Below are 19,642 nucleotides of genomic sequence, written 5' to 3' on the forward strand. Positions count from 1 at the left end.
GCGTCAGGCGCGAGCCGGCGCCCTTGCGGCCGGGTGCAGCGCACAGGCCAGCGTGCCGGCCAACACCAGCAGACCCGCCAGGATCAACGGGATCACCAAGCCGGTGCGGGTGACCAGCAGCGCGCCCAGCGCCGCGCCGGCGAAGATCGCCACGACGCCGCCCACCCGGCGCGCCCAGTTGGGGTTCGCTCCGCCGGCGAGGCTCGAGTCGGCGGCCAAGCCGGTTAGGGTCAGGGTCAGCACCGTGGTGGTGAGGTCCGGGATCTTGAGCTGGCGGATCGTGGCGTTGCGATAGCCCATGGCCAGCGCCGTCAGCGCGATGATGGCGTAGACGTTCGGCTCGGGCGTTCCCGCGGCGACGTCGAGGCCGATCGCGAAACCCGCCGAGACCCAGAGCAGCACCGCCTCGATCGAGGCCGAGGTCAGCAGCCAACGGCGCAGGCTGCCGTCCGCATGCGCCTTGCCCATCCGTCCGGCCACCGCCGCCCCGACGAGGAACGCCGAGATCGCCACGAGATAGGGCGCGACCCGGAAGCCCGGCGCGCCGGAGGCGGCGAAGCCCAGGAACACGATGTTGCCGGTCATGTTGGCGGTGAACACCTTGCCCAGCCCCAGGACGCTGATCGCGTCCACCAGGCCGGTGGTGACCGACAGGAGGAGCAATAGCCAGGGCAGCGGCGCGGCGGATGAGGCGGGCGGCTGAGTCATGGTCGCAAGTCTCCAGGTCAGAAGCGGAAATTGGTTTCGAGGCCGACCATGCCGATCGTCTCGGCCGGACCGGTCTCGCGGATGAAGGCGCCGGGGTCGAAGGCCGAGATCGAGGCCGACAGGTCCAGTTCAGGCGTGGCCTGCCAATCCAGGACGACCTCGGCCTGCTTGCCGATGAAGCGAGCCTGCGAGCCGCCGGGGCCGCGGATCAGGCCGCCCGGCACGTCGTAGATCCCGTCGGCGCGGGCGTAGCGCCAGTAGGCCATGGCGCTGAGGCCCAGGGTGACGTCGTGGCCCAGGTCCAGCGCCACGCTGGGGTTGAGGCTGACGATGTTGTAGGGCCCGATCGGCGACAGCTCGCCGAAGTATTTTCCTTTGGGGAACAAGGCGTTGAACGTGCCGAGCTTGCCGTCGGTGGGGTCCGTCTCGCCGCTGACGACGTTGAAGCGGACAGTGACATCCGGCTTGAGCGGGGCGTCGGGAAAGCGCCGGCTGCCTTCGGATCCGACGGTCCAGGCGCGGATCTTCCTGCCGTCGAAGCGGCCGGTCTGCATCACGCCCTCGAGGTTCCAGCGCCAGTCGTCAACATGGCCGAAGCTGCGGGCGCCGAAGCTGTCGCGATGCTCGTCGCCCGTCCGGCCGCCGAAGGTCGCATCGCGATGGCGGAAGCCCAGGTAGTAGAGGTCCAGGTTTGGCAGGGTCGCATAGGCGCCCCAAAGCGCCTTGGCCGAGAAAGCCTTGTCATCGAAGGCGTCCGCGCCGGCGCGCACCGGCTCGACCCGGAAGACGCTGAGCTTCGCGGAGCCGGCGTGGAGGTCCGCGCGAACGCCGTCGAAGGCCAGGGGGATGTTGGGTCCGTAGCGCGCGCCGACCAACCGCTCGCTGCCCAGCGGCATGAGCTGGCGTCCCGCGCGCAGGACGACGGTGGTTTCGCCGGCCGGGAGTGAGACCTCGGCAAAGCCCTGCAGCAGATCGACGCTCGTCCTGTCGATGGGGCCCGCCGCCGGCTCCACGCCCACCGCAGAAGCGATGATCGGCTGAACGAACGCGCGGAGCTGGCCCAGGTGGAGGTCGGCGTAGGGCAGGGCGCGGACCCACAGGTAGCTGTCGTCCGGCGCCTCGGCCCCGCCCCAGCCGTTGTTGCGGAACGCCTCGGTGCGGAGACGTACCTCCAGGCCGGTGGTCAGGTAGTTCGATGCGCGGGCCAGGGGCGCGTACTTGAGGGCCTCGGTCCAGCGGCCGGTGCGGGCGGCGGGGTCGGCGAGGCCCGACCAGTCCTCATCGAAGCGCGTCACCGTCAGGCTGGGCGGCGCACCGGGCTCCGCGTCGGCCGGCGAGGCCTGGGCGGCGCCCAGGGCAACCGCCAGTCCTGCGAGGGCGCGGCGGTCGATCATCGGACCGGCCGTGGCTCGCGATGCGCCAGGATCGCCACCAGGACGAAACCTCCGATCAGGCCCAGGTGTTCGAAGAAGGCGTTGGTGGCCATGAACCGATCGTGGCCGTCCGGCATCGTCCAGAAGGCGTTGGCGGTGATCGCCGCCAGGCCGGTGAACACGCCCAGCATGCCCGCGCCCAGCCAGACCCAGCGACGGGTCATCACCAAGACGCTACCCACCAGTTCGACCGCGATGGTGAGGGCCGCGAACAGCGCCGGCGGATGCAGGCCGAAGTGGATCTGCTCGGCGACCGCGCCGGGGAAATCGAGGGCCTTCACCATACCGCCCAGGACATAGGCGCTGACCAGGGCCAGCTTCGCGAGGAAGAGTGAGGGCCGCGCCTCCAGGATGCGGGCGACGACGGCAGGCGGGGTTCGAGCCACGGTCAAACCGCCCAGCAGCCGCAGCCGAAGGCGCCCCAGAAGGTCGGGGCGTCGGCGGCCGGCGCCTTGCGACCCAGGGCCGCGGCGTGGTCGTGGCCGTGGACGTCGCAGGATTTTGCGCAGCCGCAGGCCGACGCCATCAAGGCGGCGGAGCCGCGCCTGGCGCGGTCCTGATAGCCGCCGAACACGCGGACCGGCGACCATTCGGGCATCGGTTTAGGCAGTTCGGGCGCCAGGGGACGATAGTCGGCCTCGCCATGGACGACCTTGCCGCCCAGCAGCGTCAGCACGGCGCCCAGGTGGGCGATCCGGTCCTCGGCCACGCCGAAGTAGTCGTCCGAGAGCACCGCCAGGTCGGCAAGCTGGCCGGCCTTGATCTGCCCCTTCTTGCCCTGCTCGTTGGAGAACCAAGTGTTGGCCTCGGTCCAGAGGCGGAGCGCACTTTCGCGGTCCAGCCGGTTGGCCTGCGGATAGAGGCTGAGGCCCCCCACGGTCTTGCCGGTCACCAGCCAGGAGAGCGAGACCCACGGGTTGTAGCTGGCGACGCGGGTGGCGTCGGTGCCGGCGCCCACCGGCACGCCGGCGGCCATCATCTTGCGGATCGGCGGCGTCGCCTCGGCGGCGCGTTCGCCATAGCGCTCGACAAAGTATTCGCCCTGGTAGGCCATGCGGTGCTGCACGGCGATGCCGCCGCCGAGGGCGGCGATGCGATCGATGTTGCGGTCGCTGATGGTCTCCGCATGGTCAAAGAACCAGTGCAGGCCGTTGAACGGCACGTCGCGGTTGACCTTCTCGAACACGTCCAGCGCGCGGGTGATGGTCTGGTCGTAGGTGGCGTGCAGGCGCCAGGGCCAGCGGTTCTCGGCCAGCAGGCGGATCACCGGCTCCAGGTCGCCTTCCATGTTCGCCGGCATCTCCGGACGCTCGACGCGGAAGTCCTCGAAGTCGGCAGCGGAGTAGACCAGCATCTCGCCGGCGCCGTTGTGGCGATAGGTGTCGTCGCCCTGGCCGGGCTTCACCTGCTTGGACCAGCCGGCGAAATCGGCCAGCTCTTCCTTCGGTTTCTGGGTGAAGAGGTTGTAGCTGATGCGCAGGGTCAACTGGTCGTCGGCGTGCAGCTTCTCGATGATCGCATAGTCGTCGGGATAGTTCTGGAAGCCGCCGCCGGCGTCGATCACGCCAGTGACGCCCAGGCGGTTCATCTCACGCATGAAATGACGCGTGGAGTTGAGCTGGAACTCGGGCGGGAGCTTCGGGCCCTTGGCCAGGGTGGAATAGAGGATCGTCGCGTTCGGCCGGGCTAGCAGCAGGCCGGTGGGGTTGCCGGCCGCGTCGCGGACGATCTCGCCGCCGGGCGGGTTCGGCGTGTCCTTGGTGTAGCCCACCACCCTGAGCGCCGCGGCGTTCAACAAGGCGCGGTCGTAGAGGTGCAGGATGAAGACCGGCGTGTCGGGCGCGGCGGCGTTGAGCTCGTCAATGGTCGGCAGGCGCCTTTCGGCGAACTGGTGCTCGGTGAAGCCGCCGACCACGCGCACCCACTGGTTCGGCGGCGTGATCTGCACCTGCGTCTTCAGCATCGCCATGGCGTCGGCGAGGCTGGGGACGCCGTCCCAGCGCAGCTCCATATTGTAGTTCAGCCCGCCGCGGATGATGTGCATGTGGCTGTCGATCAGGCCCGGGATGACCCGCCGGCCCTTGGCGTCGATGACCGTGGCGTTCGGCGCAGCCGCGGCGCGGACGTCGGCCTCGGAGCCCACCGCCAGGAACTTGCCGTCGCGGATCGCCACCGCCTGGGCCTGGGGGTTGCTCCGGTCCAGCGTGGTGACCTTGGCGTTCGTCAGGATCAGATCTTTGGACATGTTGGGCTTCCGGTCGGCGGCGTGGGCCTGGGTGGCGAGCGTCGCGGCGGCGGCGACGAGGGTCTGGCGGCGGCTGAAGGGGGTCATGCGTGATCCTTGTCGACGGGCTCGGCCTTGGGCGCGGACGGCGCGCCCAGAACCCGGGGCGCGCACTCGGTTTGCAGGAAGGCGACGACGTCGCGCCCGGCGAACAGGCGCTTCGCCAGCGGCAGCGCCTGTTCGCCCAGCAGGATCCCCATGAGGCCCAGCAGCGCGATCGCGGGCGGGGCCGGAGAACGGACGTTGAGCAGGCTGTAGACCACACCGACCAGCACGCCAGCGCCCATCGAAAGAAGGTAGGGCTTCATCGTCCGTTCTCCTGGCGTCTAGCTGCGGGCGAAGGCCAGCAGGTCGGCGTTCAGCCGCTCCTGGTGGGTGGCGGTGAGGCCGTGCGGGGCGCCCTCGTAGACCTTGAGCATCGCGTTCGGGATGATCTTGGCCGACAGCAGGCCCGCATTCCCGATCGGGACGATCTGGTCATCGTCGCCGTGGACGACCAGCGCCGGCACGTCGATCTTCTTCAGGTCCTCGGTGTAGTCGACCTCGGAGAATTCCCGGACGCAGAGATATTGGCCCAGGACCGAGCCCTGCATGCCCTGCGCCCAGAAGGACTGGCGCAGGCCCTCGCTGACCCGGGCGCCTTCGCGGTTGAAGCCGAAGAAGGCTGTAGGCAGGTCGAGGTAGAACTGCGAGCGGTTGTCGAGGACGGCCTTGCGGATGCCGTCGAACACGTCGATCGGCAGGCCGTTCGGATAGGCTTCGCTTCTGACCATGGTCGGGGGCACCGCGCCGATCAGCACCATCTTGGCGACGCGGCTCGTGCCGTGCCGGCCAATATAGTGGGCGATCTCGCCGCCGCCGGTGGAGTGGCCCACCAGGATGGCGTCCTTCAGGTCTAGGGCCTCGATCACCGCGGCAAGGTCGTCAGCGTAGGTGTCCATGTCATTGCCGGCAGCCGGCTGGTCCGAGCGGCCGTGACCGCGGCGGTCATGGGCGATCACCCGGTAGCCGTTCTGCGCCATGAACAGCATCTGGCCGTCCCAGGCGTCGGCGCTGAGCGGCCATCCGTGGGAGAAGACCACGGGCTGACCTTGCCCCCAGTCCTTGTAGAATATCCGCGTACCGTCTTTCGTCGTCACGAAGCTCATGACTCGTTCCTTGATTTCGGGGATGTGAAGAAGAGCGGCGGGCGCTCAGGCCCGCCCGCGGGTCAGGTCAATGGCCGCCTTCGGAGGCGCCGAACATGGTCTTGGCGTAGGTGACGCCCAGGCCATAGGCGCCGCCCAGCTTCTTCGCCAGGCCGGTGGTGAAATCGTACGTCTCGGCGCGGGCCCAGTCGCGTTGCAGCTCAAGCAGGTATTGCAGCGAGGTCATCGGCTTGGCGCCGGCCTGGATCATCCGCTGGACGGCGCGCTCGTGGGCCTCGTCGGAGATGTCGCCCGAGGCGTCGGTGATCACATAAGCCTCGAAGCCCTGCTCGAGCGCCGAGAGCACCGGGCCCACAATGCACACTGAGGTCCAGAGGCCGGCGAAGACCAGGCGATCCTTGCCGATGTGGTTGATCTCGTCGATCACCGCGGCGTCCTCCCAGGTGTTCATCGAGGTGCGGTCCAGCAACTTCTGGCCGGGAAAGGCGTCGGTGATCTCGCTGAACATCGGGCCGGAGAAGCTCTCGGCGGCCACCGTGGTCAGGATGGTGGGGACCTTGAAGCCTGCGGCGGCGTTGGCGATCAGGCCGGCGTTGTTGCGCAGCAGGGTGGCGTCGATCGACTTCGTGGCGAAGGCCATCTGCGACTGGAAATCGATGAGGACCAGGGCGTGGTTGGTCGGCGAAAGCAGGCCCTTGGCCGGCGTCGGGGTGGCGGTGATGGTCATGGTCGTCCCTCTTTCGGTGTGCGGTTGGCTGGCGTCCCCGTCGGGGCTCGCGTCTGCCGTGACGCCATTGGTATGGGCGCCTGGTCCGCGTAGGAAGTTGGATAAATTCCGACTTTCCGTTCTATTAAATTGAATGTCTGGGCCGTAGCTGCGGAGGGATCGCGGCGAGCGCGAAGGCGACGCCGAGCGCAGAGGCGGCAGGCCAGCCGCCGGCGGACCAGGCGCTCATCGCGAGCGCCGATCCCGTCGCGCCGCCGAGGAACATCGCGCCCATGAAGAGCGTGTTGAGCCGCGAGCGCGCCTCCGGGCGCAGGGCGAACACCACGTGCTGGTTCGAGACCAGCCCCCCTTGAACGGCGAGATCGAGCGCGATGACGCCCACGACCAGGCCGGGCAGGGCGTTCCAGAGGGCGAAGATCAGCCAAGCGAACACGGTGACCCCGACGCCGGCCAGGATCACCGGCCGGGGGCCCTTGCGGTCCGCGAGCGCGCCGGCCGCCGGCGCGGCCAGCGCGCCGAGCGCGCCTATCACTCCGAACAGGCCGGCGACGCCCGCGCCCAGCCCGAAACGGGGCTCCTGAAGATGCAGGGCGAGGAGGGTCCAGAACACCGTGAAGGCGGCGAACAGCATGGCCTGGGTCAGCGCCGCCCGCCGAAGTTCGGCGAACTCGCGCCACAGATCCACGAGGCTGCGGAGCAGCGGGAGGTATCCGATCGACGTCGTGGGCCGGCTGACCGGCAACCGCGCCATCATCAGGACCCCCGCGCCGAGCGCGATCGGCACGCCCAGCCAGAACATGGCGCGCCACCCGAAGCTGGAGCCGACGAAGCCGGCGAGCGTGCGGCTGAGCAGGATGCCACAGAGCAGCCCCGCCATCACCAGACCCACTGTCGCGCCGCGCCGCTCAGGGCTGGCGAGATGCGCGGCGAACGGGACGATCTGCTGGGCGACCGTGGCTGCCAGTCCGACCACAAGAAAGGCCGCGAGCAGGGCCAGGGCGTTGGGGGCGACCGCGGTGGCGGCCAGGGCCAGAGCCAGGCCGCCGAACTGCAGCCCGACCAGGCGGCGGCGTTCGACCAGGTCGCCCAGGGGCACGAGAAGGAAGAGGCCCAGCGCATAGCCGAGCTGGGTCGCCGTCGGAACGAGACCCGTCAGCCGGCCTGGAAGGTCGCGCTGAATGAGGCCCAGCAGGGGCTGATTGTAGTAAATGTTGGCGACCGCCAGGCCTGCCGCGGCGGCCATGGCGAGGACCAGGCCACGCTCGGCTGCAGCCGCTGGCGCGTCGGATAGCAAGTGGCGGGAGGACATGGCGTGGCTCCGATTTCGACGGTCCACACATGCGAGAAGCTCAATCTGTGATGTAGTGACGCAATCTGCTACACCGGTGCATCAGAAAGTGTTGATATGGATTCTGCGGGCCTCGCCGTCTTCGTCCAAGCCAGCCAGGCTGGAAGCGTCGCGGCCGGGGCGCGCCGGCTGCGGATTTCTCCCCTGACGGCCGCCCGGCGCCTCAGCGCCCTGGAAACCGACCTTGGCGTCAGGCTGCTTCACCGAACCACGCGCGCGATCAGCCTGACGCCGGAGGGCGAGACCTTCCTGCCTCATGCGATGGCCGTGCTGGAGGCGGAGGCGGCCGCGCGGGACAGCGTGCGCCCGACCGCCGGCGGGGTCTTGGGTCTGTTGCGGATCACAACCTCCGACGCCTTCGGACGCCGGGTGGTGACGCCGATCGTCGCCGATTTCATGGCGGCGCATTGCGACGTCCGCGTCGATCTTATCGTGACCGACCGTCTCGTCGACCTCGTCGCGGAAGGGGTGGATGTGGCGATCCGGATCGCCGAGCCCGCAGACAGCAGCCTGATCGGGCGACGGCTCTCCGACAATCGGCGCGACCTCTATGCTTCGCCTGGATACCTCGCCACGGGGCGCGCGCCGCAGGTTCTGTCAGACCTCTCCCGCCATGCGAACCTCGTCCAGACGGGCGTCGATCACTGGCCGTTCCTGGCGGGTGACCGGCGCGTCCGAATTCCGGTGGCCGGCCGCTTCACCGCGACGTCGATCGAAAGCCTGCACGCCGCCTGCCTGAGCGGCCTCGGGATCGGGATGTTCTCAAGCTGGGTGGTTCGTGACGACCTGGCCGCCGGCCGGTTGGTGCGCCTGCCGCTGGCGGACGCCACGCCGGAACCGCTGGCCATCTGGGCGCTCTATCCCAGCCGTCGGCTAACCCCGGCAAAGGTCAGCGCCTTCATCGCCTTCGTGAAGCTTCGCTTAGGGGCGGTTTAGGGGCGCCAGCGCCGAAACTGGGTGGGTCGAGGCGGCGACCGCAGCTGGCGTCTATATGTCGTAGCCGGGCAATTCTCGGTTCAGCCTTCGCAGCGAACCCGGCCAGCCCAGTTTGCCGCCGATCCCGCGCGCGACCTGGCGGGCGACTTCGTCCTGGGCTTCCTGCGGCGCGATCAGGACGTTCTCGCGGCCGGCGCTCAACGCCATCACCTGCTGGAGGCACGCGCGTTCAAGGTAGAACATCCCGGTCCAGCACTCGGCGGCGTTGCGACCGATCGCCAGGGTCCCGTGGTTGCGGAGGAGCATCAGGGTCTTGCGGCCGAGATCCGCCACGATCCGCTCGCGTTCCTCATGGTTCAGCGCGATGCCCTCGTAGCCGTGGTAGGCGAGATGGGGCAGGGCGATCAATGCGTGCTGCGACAGTGGCAGGAGGCCTTCCTTCTGGGCCGCCACGGCGACGCCGTGGTCGGTGTGCAGGTGCATGACGTAGCCGGCGTCGGGCCTCGCCGAGTGGATCGCCGAGTGGATCGTGAACCCTGCCGGATTGATCATCTCGTCGGTGTCCTGCAGGAGGTTCCCGTCGATATCGATCCGGATCAGCGCCGAGGCGGTCATCTCTTCGAAGAACCAGCCGTACGGGTTGATCAGGAACTGGTGTCCCGGCCCGGGGATGCGAGCCGAGATGTGGGTGTAGACCATGTCGTCCCACCCATGCAGCGCGACCAGCCGGTAGAGCGCCGACAGCTCGACCCGGGCGTGCCACTCCTCGGGCGAGACCTGATCCCGCAACGTCGTGGCCTTGGCGAGGGGGGCGGTCATGAGGCGTCTCCACAGGCGGCGGCTGGGGCTGCGGCGTCCGCCAGGCCGAGCTCGCGCCGCACCTCGTCGGTGTGCTGGCCGAGGACTGGGGGGACGCCCTGGTCATCCGGCCCGGGGCGGCTGAAACGGACCGGCGGGCGCATCTCGAAGTAGGGGCCGACGGCCGCGTGCTCGCGGCGGCGGAAGAAGTTGGTCGCCACCAGATGCGGGTCTTGTTGGATGTCCGCCAGGTCGCGGGCCGGCGTCGCCGGGATCGACGCGGCATTAAGCGCCTCGAACCACTCGGCGCTGGTGCGCTGGGGCGTCAGCGTGGCGAGGATCTGGTAGAGCGCGCCGAGGTTGGCGGCGCGTTCCTGCGGGGTCGCCAGGCCCGGCTTCCGCACCACATCCGGCCGACCGGTCATCTCGAACAACTTGATCCAGGCGTCGTCGTTGTAGGGCACGATGGCGATATGCCCGTCGGCGGTCGGGAATGGCTGCCGGTCCGGATCGACCTGGCGGAAGTATCCCACCGGTCCGGTGGGTGGGTCGAAGGTCAAGCCGAACAGGTGCTCCTGCAGCAGGAAGTGCACGAAGGTCTCGAACATGGCGACTTCGACGAACTGGCCCTCGCCGGTCTTTAGCCGGTGGATGTAGGCTGCCAGCAGCGCATAGGCGGCGTGAAGCCCGGCGACCTTGTCGGCGATGGCGGAGGGCACGTAGCGCGGGCGCGGATCGCCATCGACAAGGCTCTGCATGCTGGTCATGCCCGATGCGGTCTGGATCACGTCGTCATAGGCCTGCAGCCCCCCATAGGGGCCGTCCGAGCCGAAGCCGACGCAGTGCAGGTAGATGATCCGCGGGTTGATCGCCTTGACGGCTTCGTAGTCCAGGCCCAGGCGGTCGATGGCCGATGCACGAACGTTGTGGATGAAGATGTCCGCGTCCTTCAGCAGGGCGCGCATCACGGCGAGATCAGCTTCGTCCTTGAGGTCCAGGGCGACCGAACGCTTGCCGCGGTTCAGCGACATGTAGACCGGCCCCATCATCGGATTGCGCTGGGTCACGCCAGCCATGCGCGAGCTGTCGCCCGTCGGGACCTCGACCTTGGTCACCTCGGCGCCGAGATCGGCGAGGGTGAGGGTGCAATAGGGACCGAAGATCACCGAGGTCAGATCGACGACCTTGAGGCCTTCCAGCATGCGGCTCTGGGGGGGGTGCATTAAGGCCTCCTCAGGACGGTCGAGCCATAGAGGCCGTCGGCGTAGATCAGCGGATCGACGTCGCCATGCAGCCGGACGCCGAGCACTCGACCAATGAAAACGCCGTGGGTGCCATAGTGGAAATCGCCGTCATGGCGACAGCACACCACGGCCTGGGCGTCGGACAACCAGGGGACTTCGTCGTCGATCCAGACACCTTCCCCGAAGCGGGCCTCGCCCTTCACGGGGCCGTTGCAGCGGTTGGCGAGGTGCTGCTGAGCCTGACTCAGGATGTTGATGTTGAAGTCGGCCTTCGCGCTGAACGCCGGGAAGATCGACGCGGTCTTGTTGATGCAGACCAGCAGGGAGGGCGGATCCAGGCTCAGGCTGTCGATGGCCGTGGCGGCCATGGCCATGCGCTGGCCTTCATGGCGCGTGGTGACGATGCAGACCGACTTGGCCAGCCGGCGCATGGCCTGCGCCATGGCCTCGGCGAGGACGGCCTCAGGGCGACCGATGGCGGGGGCGACGGACATCAGGCATCTCCGTGGGAAGTGTTGCGGGCGGCGGCGCGATCGAGGTCGCGCTCGACGTAGCGGCCGGCGATGAGGAACAGGCCGCCTGGCAGGACCAGGAGCGAGATCATGGCCATCAGGCTGTAGCGAGCGCCTTCGGCGAGTGTGACACGGCAGGCCTCGGCGAGGTCCGGCGTCGCGCCCTTGCCGCCCGGGCAAGCGACCAGGAAGTCGCCGGCAAACCGGGTCTGGAACAGGTGGGCGTTGACCGCGTCCATGACTGCGCCTGTCAGGTAGGGGCCAAGGCCTGCGCCGATGAGGGTCAGGGCGACGATCACCAGCGCCGTGGCCGACGCGCGCATGCGCGGCGCGACCAGGTTGTGGGTGAAGGCGTAGACGGGGGCTTGGCCGCAGAAGAGGCCGATGGGACCCAGGAACAAGACGGCCAGCGCCAGGGGCGCGGTCTGTTGTCCGAATCCGAACAGATAGAAGGGGATGGCGGCCAGCGCGCCCAGGCCGCCGATCAGCGCGTACCAGCTCCGGTTTCGGAGGGCCGCCCTGTCGGTCAGCCATCCGCCGACCATCGTGCCGAGCGCTGCCGATACGCCGCCGAGCAGGCCCAGGGCCATGCCGGCCTGAGTGTAGTCGAAGCCGAAAACACGGATGAAGAAGGGCGCCATGAACTGGGTCAGGCCGAAGGAGGTCAGCGACACCAGCGCCAGGCCGGCGGTCATCAGCAGGAAGGCCGGGCTGCCGGCCAGCGTCCTGACCACGCTGATGAGCGGCGGGGCTTCTGCGGCCGCGACGGGCGACGGGTCCGACTGCCCACGGCGCGGCTCCTTCAGGAACAGCTTCACCACGATCGCCAGGATCAGCCCGGGCGCGCCGACGATCAGGAAGGCCGCGCGCCAGTCGATGTGCTGGGCGATGTAGCCGCCGGCCAACGCGCCGAAGAGCGTGCCCAGCGGCACGCCCAGTGCGAAGACGGCGAGGGCCGAGGCCCGCTTCTCCGGAGGGTAGTAGTCGCTGATCAACGACTGGGCCGCCGGCGCATAGCCCGCCTCCCCGCCGCCGACGCCGATACGGAACAGCAGGAGCTGCGTGAAGGTGTGAGCCATGCCGCAGAGGGCGGTGAAGGCTGACCAGACGGTGATGGCTACGGCGATGACGGTCGTGCGCCTGAACCGCTCGGCGAGCCTGGCGATGGGGATGCACATTAGGCCGTACGAGCTGGCGAAGGCCAGACCGGCGAGCAGCCCCATCTGTCCATCGGAGATCTTGAGATCAGCTTTGATCGCCTCGCCCAGGACGCTGATGATGATCCGATCGACGAAGTTGCTCAGGTAGATGAGCATCAGCAGGAACAGCGCCCAGGTCCGGTACGATCGGGAGATCGGTGGGCTGTCGACTGCAGTCTGCGAAGTCATTCGGGGTTCCCTGGGTGGTCCTGGCGTCTCGGCGAAACCGCCGGATGCTCTTGCTGTGCGGATCAGGTGATCGAGTAGCCGCCATCGACCGTGAGGACCGCGCCGGTGACGAAGGCGGCCGCCGGCGAGGCGAGGAAGAGGGCGGCGCCGGCCAGGTCGTCGGGCGTGCCCCACCGGCGCATGGGGGTGCGGTCCAGCGCACGCTTGCTGGCGTGCTCGCTGGCGCGCAGCGCGGCCGTCATCGGCGTCTCGATGCCGCCGGGCGCGATGGCGTTGACCCGGATGCCGTCGCGAGCCCAGGCGATCGCCAGGCTCTTGGTGAGCTGTACGACGCCACCCTTGCTGGAGGCGTAACCTGGCGCACCGGGGGCGCCGAAGAAGCTGTTCATCGACGCCAAGGTGAGAATGGCCCCGCTGTTCGCGGCAAGCAGCGGGCGGGCGGCGGCGCTGACCCGCATGGTCCCGGTGAGGTTGACGTCCAGGACTGTGGCGAACACGGCGGGATCGAACTCCTCGCGCTGGTGGAAGGCGACACCGGCGCAATTCACGACCACGTCCAGCCGCTCGAACGTCGCCATCACGGCGGCGATCGCGGTGTCGTCGCGGACATCCAGCAACTTCAGGGTCGTGCCGTCACCGGCGTCAGCCGCGTTCAGCTCCGTCTGGCTCAGGCCCGTCGCCGTCACCTGGCAGCCGGCGGCGGCGAAGGCGCGGGACAGGCCCGCGCCGATGCCCGAGGCGCCGCCCGTGACCAGGACCCGGACGCCCGGGTCGAAAAGGGCCGCCATGCGGCGGCCAATCGCTTTCGCTTCGCTCACGGCACGGTCCGCGCCGGGCGGACGCCGCCATAGGAGTGCCAACCGCCCACCGACAGCCAGCCGGCGTCGACCGGCAGGTTGACCCCGGTGATGGCCGAGGCGTCGTCCGACGCCAGGAACAGGGCCGCATTGGCGACCTCTTCCGGGGTGATCACCCGGCCAAGCGCGGTGTTGTCGGCCAGTTCGGCCAGGTCGCGGCGGCCGCTTTCGATGGCGTCCTTCACGAAGGGGGTCAGGGTGTGGCTGGGCGACACGGCGTTCACCCGCACGCCTGAGCGACCCCACTCGACGGCCAGGTTCGTGGTCATGGCCAGGACGCCGGCCTTGGCGGGGCCATAGGCATGCAGGGGCGTGCCGGCGGAGCCGGCCACCGAACCGATGTTGACGATGCTGCCCTTGCCGCGCCGGGCCATGCGGCCGCCGAAAGCGACGCAGGTCAGCCACGCGCCGCGGAGGTCGACGGCGATGATCTTGTCCCAGGTGCGCTGCTTCAGCATCTCGGGCGGCAGCGCGGGCTGGGCGATGCCGGCGCTGGCGATCAACACCGCGACCGGCCCTAGCGCGGCTTCGACCGCTTCCGCACAGGCCTCGATCGACTCGGCGTCGCTGATGTCCGCCGTGAAGGCGAGGCCGCCAATGTCGGCGGCCACGCGCTCCGCGTCCGCCAGGTTCAGGTCGATGACCGCGATCCGGGCGCCCTTGGCGGCCAAGGCGCGGGCGCAGGCTTCCCCGATCCCACTGCCGCCGCCGGTAACGGCGGCGATCACACCGCCGAAGCTCACGCCGGAGCCCGTTCGCGTTGGGCGGCGAAACGCGGCGCCACGTCGCGCGCGAAGCGCTTCAGGGTGTCGTGGCGGACCTCGCGCGGGATGCCCGGCGTGGCGCAATGGACCAGGATCTTGTTGAAGCCGGCGGCGCGGTACTGCTCGATGCGGGCGGCGACGGTGTCCGCCGAGCCGATCATCTGCAGGTCCATCCAGGGGTCGAGGTTGGCGGGATCGCACATCCGCACGAACCCCTCGAAGGTCTTGGCGAAGCTCTCGTAGCCGCGGATCTTCGACCAGTCGGTGGTCTCGATCTCGTAGTGCTCGACCTGCTGGCGGTAGTAGATCGGCGTGTAGGCGCGGGATAGCTCGCGGGCTTCCTCGTCGGTGTCGGCCAGGAAGCAGTTGACCATCACCGGGCGGGCCTCAGGCAGGGCCGCCTTGGCGTCACCGATCCGCTCGTCCCAGGTCCGCAGCATCTTGGCCAGCAACTCCATCGGGAAGCCCGATGAGCACAGGGGAGCCATCCCCTGATCGGCCATCAGGCTGGCGGAGGGCGGGCTGCCGAGGGCGCCGTAGAAGTTGATGCGGTTGATTTGCGGGCGCGGGCGAAGGCTCACCTCGCGGCCCATCTTCGTGAACTGGCCGTCCAGGGCGAAGCGTTCGCCGGACATGAAACGTTGGACGACGTCCCAGCACTCCGCGAACATCTCGCGCGACTGGCTCATGTCGATGCCCATGGCCTCGTACTCGAGGCTGGCGGTGCCGCGACCCATGCCGATGTGCAGCTCGCCGCTGGTCAGGTTGCTGAGCATCGAGATTTCCTCGGCCAGCCGGATCGGGCTGTACCAGGGCGTCACGGCCACGCAGGTGCCCAAGCCGAGGCCAGGACACTTGGCGGCGATGTGCGACATGAACACCAGCGGCGACGGCACCGGGTAATAGTCAGTGAAGTGATGCTCGATGAACCAAGCGCTTTCGAAGCCCAGTTGCTGGCCAAGCGACGCATCGGCGATCACCTCGCGGTAAAGCCGCGCGTCGTCGGTTCCCAGGGTCTCAGTCGGCGTGACGACCATTCCAAAGCGCACGTCATGTCTCCATTTATTTTTTATAAAAACAAAATGAAGATCGAGACGCCCGTTGTCAATCGCTAAGGGAGCGAGACCCTGCCGTTGACCGACCGTATCGGAATTGCATAAGATTCAAATTCGATGGCTGCCCAGAAAACCGGAGCTCGCGCGGCTCCCAGATCCACCGCGCAGAAGAGCGAGAAGGCCACCGGGGTGAAGGCCGGGGCTAGCCGGATGGGCTTTGAAGAGTGGCGCGATCACATCGCCAATGCGCTTTACCACTGTGTTCGCAAGCAGGGGTACGCGTTCATCTCGCTGAATACCCTGGCGACCGAAGCGGGCATATCGGCCAGCCACCTGCGGTACTACTTTGAGGGCAAGGAGGCGGTTCTCGAGTATTATGTGGAGCAGCTTTGCAACAAGCTGCGGGCCGAACTCGATGCCTATCAGGGGCTGGCGCCGGCAGAGCTGATCGACGGCCTGGCCGAGTTCCATTTCGGGCCGAAGGTCAGCACGCAGCGGCTGGGCGTGATGCATGAGATCTTCGCCCTGACCCTGCACCATCCGCGGATGCGCCAGATCAAGGCGCAATACGACGTCTACCTGCGCGGCCTGATCGTCCAGGTGTTCGCGCCGGGCGGCCAACCCGTCGGCGCGGCCATGGAGGCCGAGGCGCGTATCGGATACGCGCTGCTGGAGGGCTTCCTGCAGAACGCGGTGTTCGACAAGGACGTGAAGTTGGCGGAGACGCGCGCGCTGTTCGTGCGGACCATGCGCGATCTGGCCGGCCTCAAGGCCTAGCTACAGACCCACCATCACCTTGCACTGGCCGGCGGGCGTGCGGAGCCGTTCAAAGGCGTCGGGCAACTCGTCCAGCGTGACGCGGTCGGTGATCAGCGCGGTCGCGTCGATGCGGTCGCGGGCGATCATGTCGATCACCATCCCGAACTCGCGGCTCGTGTAGGCGACGACGAACTGCAGCGTCAGCTCCTTCATTACGCCGCGCAGGGGGGTGATGGTGTCCGTTCCCTGGCAGAGACCGGCCACGACGATCCGGCAGCCTCGCGGGGCGATGCGCATCATCTGGTCGATCATGCCCGGCAGGCCGACGCATTCGAAGATGACGTCGGGGCCCTTGCCGGCGATGGCCTGGACTTGGGGCATCAAGGGAGCGGCCGGATCGAGCACGTCGCTTGCGCCGAACCTCTCCGCCAGCCGCTGGCGGGCCGGCGCGCGCTCGGAGACGATGACGCGCCGCGCGCCGCTGAACCGGCACCACTGGGCGATGGCGAGGCCGACCGGGCCGGCGCCGACGATCAGCACCGTGTCGCCCCGTTGGACCTTGCCCTTCTCCACCGCATGCAGGCCGACGGCGAGCGGTTCGACCAAGGCGCCCTCCTCGAACGACACGTTATCGGGCAGGCCGTAGGCGCCGGTCCCCCCGATGCGGACATATTCGGCGAAGGCGCCGTTGTGCTGGCCCAGGCCGATCGGCAGGCCTGTGGGGCAACGGTCTCCGTTGTAGCCGGGGTCGGGGCAGGGCGTCCTGCAACCGCAAAGATAGGGGAAGCCGACGACGCGGTCGCCTTCCTTGAAGCGTCCCTTGAGCGCGCCCCCCACGGCGGCGACCTCCCCCGAGAATTCGTGACCCATCACCGCGCCTGGGGGCAGGACGATGCTCGAGTGCGCCTCGGTCATGTGCAGCTCCGAACCGCAGACGCCACAGGCGCGGACCTGCAGGATCAACTGGTGCGGCCCCGGATCCGGCGTGGCGATGGCCTCGATGGCCAGGCCCCGGCCAGCGCCCTGGAACACCGCCGCCCGCATCAGCCGGCCCGCCCGAAGTAGCCCAGAAGCCGGTCCAGCGGTGTGTGGATCGCCAGGGCCGCGTAATGGATCTTCGCCTCAAGCATCAAATGCTCGGATTCGCCACGGAAGAAGGCGAGGTGCTCGGACCTGCGATGCTCCGACAGCGCGTCTCGACTGGCGTAGAGCTCGAAGAGTTGCACGGCCGGCGGATTCTCAGGGTCGCGGTGCCAGCCGAAGGCCAGGCAGCCGGGTTCGTTCGCGAGGGTGCGGCCGACGTGGCCGGTCATCGAAGGATCGAAGGCCTGGGGATCGTCGACCCGGCACTGGACGAAGATGGCGACGGGGCTATCGGGCGCCGTGACGTGGCGGATGGGGGAGTGGGCGGCCATGAGCCCTGTCGTCACGACGCCCGCCGGGCCGGTGTCGCCGCCGCCGGACGCGCCATGGCGCCCGCGCGCGGCCTCGTCCCGGAAGAGTTTGTAGACGACCAGATGATCCGCCGCCTTGAGATCGCGGTGCGCCAGCCAGGCGATCAGCCCCGGCTCGGCGGCGTAGGCCGCGTCCATTGCGGCCTGCAGCCGTGCGTCGAAGGCGTCCGGATCCTCGTCCTTCACCCACAGTTCGGAGAACTCCGCCACGGCGGCCATGGAATCTACTTTCTGACAGGGAGGAGCGATCAGCCGGGCAGCTTCAGGACCAGCTTGGCCAGGATGTTGCGCTGGATCTCGTTGGAGCCGCCGAAGATGGTCGGGGGGCGGGACTCCAGGTACTGGTTCATCACGTCGACCTTGACGCCGCCGACGTCGAGTTCGCGGCTCAGCGCCCCTTCCTCGCCGGCCAACTCCAGCATCTCGTCGGTGACGCGCTGGAAGAGCTCGGTCGCCCAGACCTTCAGGAACGAGGCGTCCGGCCCCAGCGACCCGCCGTTGCGCAGGGCGTCGGCATAGCTCTCGAAGGTGACGGTCAGCCCGTGCAGGTCGAGCCTGAGCTGGGCGTAGCGATCGAGGAAGGCCGGATCGCGCATCGCGCCGCTGTGCTCGGCCATGACATGCAGCCGGCGCAAAGCATATGAGGCGTGGCGGGGCGAGCCGTTCACGATCCGCTCGTCCCCGAGCAGGGTCTTGGCCATGCCCCAGCCCTCGTTGATCCGGCCGACCAGGTTGGCCGCCGGTACGCGGGCGTCGGCGAAGAAGACCTCGGCGAACTCGGCCTCGCCCTTCAGGTTGACGATCGGCCGGACGGTGACGCCGGGCGTCTTCAGGTCAGCCAGAAGGAAGCTGATGCCGCTCTGCGGCTTCGCCTCCCGGTCGGTGCGCACCAGCATGAAGATCCAGTCGGCGTCGGGCGCCAGGCTGGTCCATGTCTTCTGGCCGTTGATCACGAACGTGTCGCCGTCGAGCACCGCCTCGGTCCGCAGGCCAGCGAGGTCGGATCCCGCGCCCGGTTCAGAATAGCCCTGGCACCAGATGTCTTCGCCGCTGACGATGCGGGGCAGGAAGTGGGCCTTCTGGGCCTCGCTGCCGTAGGTCATCAGCAGCGGGCCGAGCAGGTGGATCGCGTGATCGGGGATCCGTCCGCAGCCGTGCCGGCCCAGTTCGTCGTAGTAGATCAGGTACTTGCCGATATCGAGGCCCATCCCGCCCCACTCGCGCGGCCAGTGCGGGGCGACCCAGCCCTTGGCGATCAGGGCCTTGAACCAGGGCATGATCTCATGGACCGAGGGCCGCCGGTCCATGAACCGGAGCTCCGGCGGATAGTGCGCCTGGATCCAGCCGCGCAGTTCGCGCCGGAAGTCGTCGTCCGACAGGGCGTTCATGTCGCGCGGGTCGCGGGTGATCGGATCGGCGGCCATGACGCGGCTCAACGACCGGTGAAGACGGGCGCGCGCTTTTCCATGAAGGCCGCCACGGCCTCCTTGGCGTCGTCGCTGTTGGCCATCTCGGCGGTGCGGTTCTGCTCGTAGCGATAGGACTCGCGCGCCGGCATCTCCTCGATGGCGTTGGCGGTCTCCTTGGAGATGCGGATGGCCAGCGGGCTCTTGGAGGCGATCTCGCGGGCGATCCCCAGTGCGGTGTCGATCAGGTCCGGCTGCGGGACGCACGCCTCGACGACGCCCAGGCGATAGAGCTCCGCGCCGGACATGCGGTAGCCGGTAAGCATCATCCGGCGCGTGGTCGAGGGGCTGAACAGGCGCTGCAGCACCGTGCCGCCGCCCATCAGGCCGACGTCGATCTCCGGCAGGCCGACCGACGCGTTCTCCGAGGCCACCAGGATGTCGCAATGCGCCGCGAGACCGAAGCCCGCGCCCAGCGCCGAGCCGTTGATCGCGGCGATCACCGGCTTGCGGCAGTCCTTGATGGCGTAGAAGGCCTCGCGCGCCAGACGCAGCAGGTCCCAGCCATCGCCAGGTCCCTTGATGGCCTCGCGGCGCGCCTTCAGGTCGGCGCCGGCCGAGAACACTTTGCAGCCGCTGGTGAGCACGACGACACGGACGTCGTCCCGGTCGCCGAGCTGGTCGAACATCCGCGCCACCTCGCGATACATGGCGGGCGACAGCGCATTCACCGGCGGGCGGGCCAGGGTGACGATGGCGATGCCGTCGTTGATGGCGAGGCCGAGCCCCGTGTCAGACGTTTCCTGGGTCATGGCGTTCCC

General features: G+C 68.7%; 21 protein-coding genes. 2 read left to right on the forward strand and 19 right to left on the reverse strand.

Going from position 1 to position 19,642, the window contains the following annotated elements:
- Positions 1-3 precede the first annotated feature (3 nt).
- From EPO51_RS14360 to EPO51_RS14395, 8 genes are all read right to left on the reverse strand, one after another.
- On the reverse strand, positions 4-708 hold the full coding sequence (locus tag EPO51_RS14360; protein ID WP_293351653.1) for a YoaK family protein: 705 nt from the start codon (positions 706-708) through the stop codon (positions 4-6).
- 17 nt (positions 709-725) lie between these two features.
- The gene (locus tag EPO51_RS14365; RefSeq protein ID WP_293351655.1) at positions 726-2,102 is read right to left on the reverse strand and encodes an alginate export family protein; all 1,377 of its coding nucleotides are present in this window, start codon (positions 2,100-2,102) and stop codon (positions 726-728) included.
- Positions 2,099-2,527 (reverse strand): DoxX family protein, encoded by a 429-nt coding sequence (locus EPO51_RS14370; protein WP_293351657.1) that lies wholly within the window; start codon positions 2,525-2,527, stop codon positions 2,099-2,101. The genes EPO51_RS14365 and EPO51_RS14370 overlap by 4 nt, the downstream gene beginning before the upstream one ends.
- Positions 2,528-2,529: 2 nt before the next feature.
- On the reverse strand, positions 2,530-4,473 hold the full coding sequence (locus EPO51_RS14375) for an amidohydrolase (protein ID WP_293351658.1): 1,944 nt from the start codon (positions 4,471-4,473) through the stop codon (positions 2,530-2,532).
- A complete protein-coding gene (locus EPO51_RS14380; RefSeq protein ID WP_293351659.1) occupies positions 4,470-4,733 on the reverse strand; it encodes a DUF1427 family protein in 264 nt (87 codons plus the stop codon). Before EPO51_RS14380 ends, EPO51_RS14375 begins: the two co-directional genes overlap by 4 nt.
- An 18-nt stretch (positions 4,734-4,751) precedes the next feature.
- Entirely contained in the window at positions 4,752-5,573 is an 822-nt protein-coding gene (locus EPO51_RS14385) for an alpha/beta fold hydrolase (protein ID WP_293351661.1), read from the reverse strand.
- Between the two features lie 67 nt (positions 5,574-5,640).
- Positions 5,641-6,300, reverse strand: coding sequence for a hydrolase (locus tag EPO51_RS14390; protein ID WP_293351663.1), 660 nt, complete (start codon positions 6,298-6,300; stop codon positions 5,641-5,643).
- A 124-nt stretch (positions 6,301-6,424) separates the two neighbouring features.
- Complete coding sequence (locus EPO51_RS14395) at positions 6,425-7,609, reverse strand: MFS transporter (RefSeq protein WP_293351665.1); 1,185 nt, start codon at positions 7,607-7,609, stop codon at positions 6,425-6,427.
- Between the two features lie 96 nt (positions 7,610-7,705).
- Between EPO51_RS14395 and EPO51_RS14400 the strand changes: the two genes are divergently transcribed.
- Positions 7,706-8,584: a LysR family transcriptional regulator gene (locus EPO51_RS14400; protein WP_293351667.1), complete on the forward strand. Its 879-nt coding sequence runs from the start codon at positions 7,706-7,708 to the stop codon at positions 8,582-8,584.
- A 51-nt stretch (positions 8,585-8,635) separates the two neighbouring features.
- Here the strand turns inward: EPO51_RS14400 and EPO51_RS14405 are convergent, their stop codons facing one another.
- The 7 genes from EPO51_RS14405 to EPO51_RS14435 form a co-directional block, all read right to left on the reverse strand.
- On the reverse strand, positions 8,636-9,403 hold the full coding sequence (locus tag EPO51_RS14405) for a class II aldolase/adducin family protein (protein ID WP_293351669.1): 768 nt from the start codon (positions 9,401-9,403) through the stop codon (positions 8,636-8,638).
- Complete coding sequence (locus EPO51_RS14410) at positions 9,400-10,605, reverse strand: CaiB/BaiF CoA transferase family protein (protein ID WP_293351671.1); 1,206 nt, start codon at positions 10,603-10,605, stop codon at positions 9,400-9,402. Before EPO51_RS14410 ends, EPO51_RS14405 begins: the two co-directional genes overlap by 4 nt.
- Positions 10,605-11,120 carry a flavin reductase family protein gene (locus EPO51_RS14415; RefSeq protein ID WP_293351673.1) on the reverse strand — a complete coding sequence of 172 codons (516 nt, stop codon included), beginning with the start codon at positions 11,118-11,120 and terminating at the stop codon, positions 10,605-10,607. Before EPO51_RS14415 ends, EPO51_RS14410 begins: the two co-directional genes overlap by 1 nt.
- Positions 11,120-12,526: a spinster family MFS transporter gene (locus EPO51_RS14420; RefSeq protein ID WP_293351675.1), complete on the reverse strand. Its 1,407-nt coding sequence runs from the start codon at positions 12,524-12,526 to the stop codon at positions 11,120-11,122. Before EPO51_RS14420 ends, EPO51_RS14415 begins: the two co-directional genes overlap by 1 nt.
- A gap of 62 nt (positions 12,527-12,588) precedes the next feature.
- Positions 12,589-13,344 carry an SDR family NAD(P)-dependent oxidoreductase gene (locus EPO51_RS14425; RefSeq protein ID WP_293351677.1) on the reverse strand — a complete coding sequence of 252 codons (756 nt, stop codon included), beginning with the start codon at positions 13,342-13,344 and terminating at the stop codon, positions 12,589-12,591.
- Positions 13,341-14,126: an SDR family NAD(P)-dependent oxidoreductase gene (locus tag EPO51_RS14430; RefSeq protein ID WP_293351679.1), complete on the reverse strand. Its 786-nt coding sequence runs from the start codon at positions 14,124-14,126 to the stop codon at positions 13,341-13,343. The genes EPO51_RS14425 and EPO51_RS14430 overlap by 4 nt, the downstream gene beginning before the upstream one ends.
- On the reverse strand, positions 14,123-15,196 hold the full coding sequence (locus tag EPO51_RS14435) for an LLM class flavin-dependent oxidoreductase (protein ID WP_293351681.1): 1,074 nt from the start codon (positions 15,194-15,196) through the stop codon (positions 14,123-14,125). The genes EPO51_RS14430 and EPO51_RS14435 overlap by 4 nt, the downstream gene beginning before the upstream one ends.
- Positions 15,197-15,319: 123 nt before the next feature.
- Between EPO51_RS14435 and EPO51_RS14440 the strand changes: the two genes are divergently transcribed.
- Positions 15,320-15,979: a TetR/AcrR family transcriptional regulator gene (locus EPO51_RS14440; RefSeq protein WP_293351683.1), complete on the forward strand. Its 660-nt coding sequence runs from the start codon at positions 15,320-15,322 to the stop codon at positions 15,977-15,979.
- Here EPO51_RS14440 and EPO51_RS14445 read toward each other — a convergent pair whose 3' ends face one another.
- Genes EPO51_RS14445 through EPO51_RS14460 form a run of 4 tightly spaced genes read right to left on the reverse strand, consistent with a single transcriptional unit; the run spans position 15,980 to position 19,633 of the window.
- Positions 15,980-17,005: a zinc-binding dehydrogenase gene (locus tag EPO51_RS14445; RefSeq protein WP_293351685.1), complete on the reverse strand. Its 1,026-nt coding sequence runs from the start codon at positions 17,003-17,005 to the stop codon at positions 15,980-15,982.
- Complete coding sequence (locus EPO51_RS14450; RefSeq protein WP_293351687.1) at positions 17,005-17,634, reverse strand: antibiotic biosynthesis monooxygenase; 630 nt, start codon at positions 17,632-17,634, stop codon at positions 17,005-17,007. Before EPO51_RS14450 ends, EPO51_RS14445 begins: the two co-directional genes overlap by 1 nt.
- Before the next feature lie 29 nt (positions 17,635-17,663).
- The gene (locus EPO51_RS14455; protein WP_293351689.1) at positions 17,664-18,839 is read right to left on the reverse strand and encodes an acyl-CoA dehydrogenase family protein; all 1,176 of its coding nucleotides are present in this window, start codon (positions 18,837-18,839) and stop codon (positions 17,664-17,666) included.
- 8 nt (positions 18,840-18,847) lie between these two features.
- A complete protein-coding gene (locus tag EPO51_RS14460; RefSeq protein WP_293351691.1) occupies positions 18,848-19,633 on the reverse strand; it encodes an enoyl-CoA hydratase/isomerase family protein in 786 nt (261 codons plus the stop codon).
- Positions 19,634-19,642: the final 9 nt, after the last annotated feature.

Origin of the sequence: Phenylobacterium sp. (assembly GCF_004297125.1) — a bacterium.
Classification (GTDB): domain Bacteria; phylum Pseudomonadota; class Alphaproteobacteria; order Caulobacterales; family Caulobacteraceae; genus Phenylobacterium.

Excerpts from the sequence above, each read along its gene's own strand:
- EPO51_RS14360 (WP_293351653.1), bottom strand. The coding sequence starts at position 708 with ATGACTCAGCCGCCCGCCTCATCCGCCGCGCCGCTGCCCTGGCTATTG.
- EPO51_RS14365 (WP_293351655.1), bottom strand. The coding sequence starts at position 2,102 with ATGATCGACCGCCGCGCCCTCGCAGGACTGGCGGTTGCCCTGGGCGCC.
- EPO51_RS14375 (WP_293351658.1), bottom strand. The coding sequence starts at position 4,473 with ATGACCCCCTTCAGCCGCCGCCAGACCCTCGTCGCCGCCGCCGCGACG.
- EPO51_RS14380 (WP_293351659.1), bottom strand. The coding sequence starts at position 4,733 with ATGAAGCCCTACCTTCTTTCGATGGGCGCTGGCGTGCTGGTCGGTGTG.
- EPO51_RS14385 (WP_293351661.1), bottom strand. The coding sequence starts at position 5,573 with ATGAGCTTCGTGACGACGAAAGACGGTACGCGGATATTCTACAAGGAC.
- EPO51_RS14390 (WP_293351663.1), bottom strand. The coding sequence starts at position 6,300 with ATGACCATCACCGCCACCCCGACGCCGGCCAAGGGCCTGCTTTCGCCG.
- EPO51_RS14395 (WP_293351665.1), bottom strand. The coding sequence starts at position 7,609 with ATGTCCTCCCGCCACTTGCTATCCGACGCGCCAGCGGCTGCAGCCGAG.
- EPO51_RS14400 (WP_293351667.1), top strand. The coding sequence starts at position 7,706 with ATGGATTCTGCGGGCCTCGCCGTCTTCGTCCAAGCCAGCCAGGCTGGA.
- EPO51_RS14405 (WP_293351669.1), bottom strand. The coding sequence starts at position 9,403 with ATGACCGCCCCCCTCGCCAAGGCCACGACGTTGCGGGATCAGGTCTCG.
- EPO51_RS14410 (WP_293351671.1), bottom strand. The coding sequence starts at position 10,605 with ATGCACCCCCCCCAGAGCCGCATGCTGGAAGGCCTCAAGGTCGTCGAT.
- EPO51_RS14415 (WP_293351673.1), bottom strand. The coding sequence starts at position 11,120 with ATGTCCGTCGCCCCCGCCATCGGTCGCCCTGAGGCCGTCCTCGCCGAG.
- EPO51_RS14420 (WP_293351675.1), bottom strand. The coding sequence starts at position 12,526 with ATGACTTCGCAGACTGCAGTCGACAGCCCACCGATCTCCCGATCGTAC.
- EPO51_RS14440 (WP_293351683.1), top strand. The coding sequence starts at position 15,320 with ATGGCTGCCCAGAAAACCGGAGCTCGCGCGGCTCCCAGATCCACCGCG.
- EPO51_RS14445 (WP_293351685.1), bottom strand. The coding sequence starts at position 17,005 with ATGCGGGCGGCGGTGTTCCAGGGCGCTGGCCGGGGCCTGGCCATCGAG.
- EPO51_RS14450 (WP_293351687.1), bottom strand. The coding sequence starts at position 17,634 with ATGGCCGCCGTGGCGGAGTTCTCCGAACTGTGGGTGAAGGACGAGGAT.
- EPO51_RS14455 (WP_293351689.1), bottom strand. The coding sequence starts at position 18,839 with ATGGCCGCCGATCCGATCACCCGCGACCCGCGCGACATGAACGCCCTG.
- EPO51_RS14460 (WP_293351691.1), bottom strand. The coding sequence starts at position 19,633 with ATGACCCAGGAAACGTCTGACACGGGGCTCGGCCTCGCCATCAACGAC.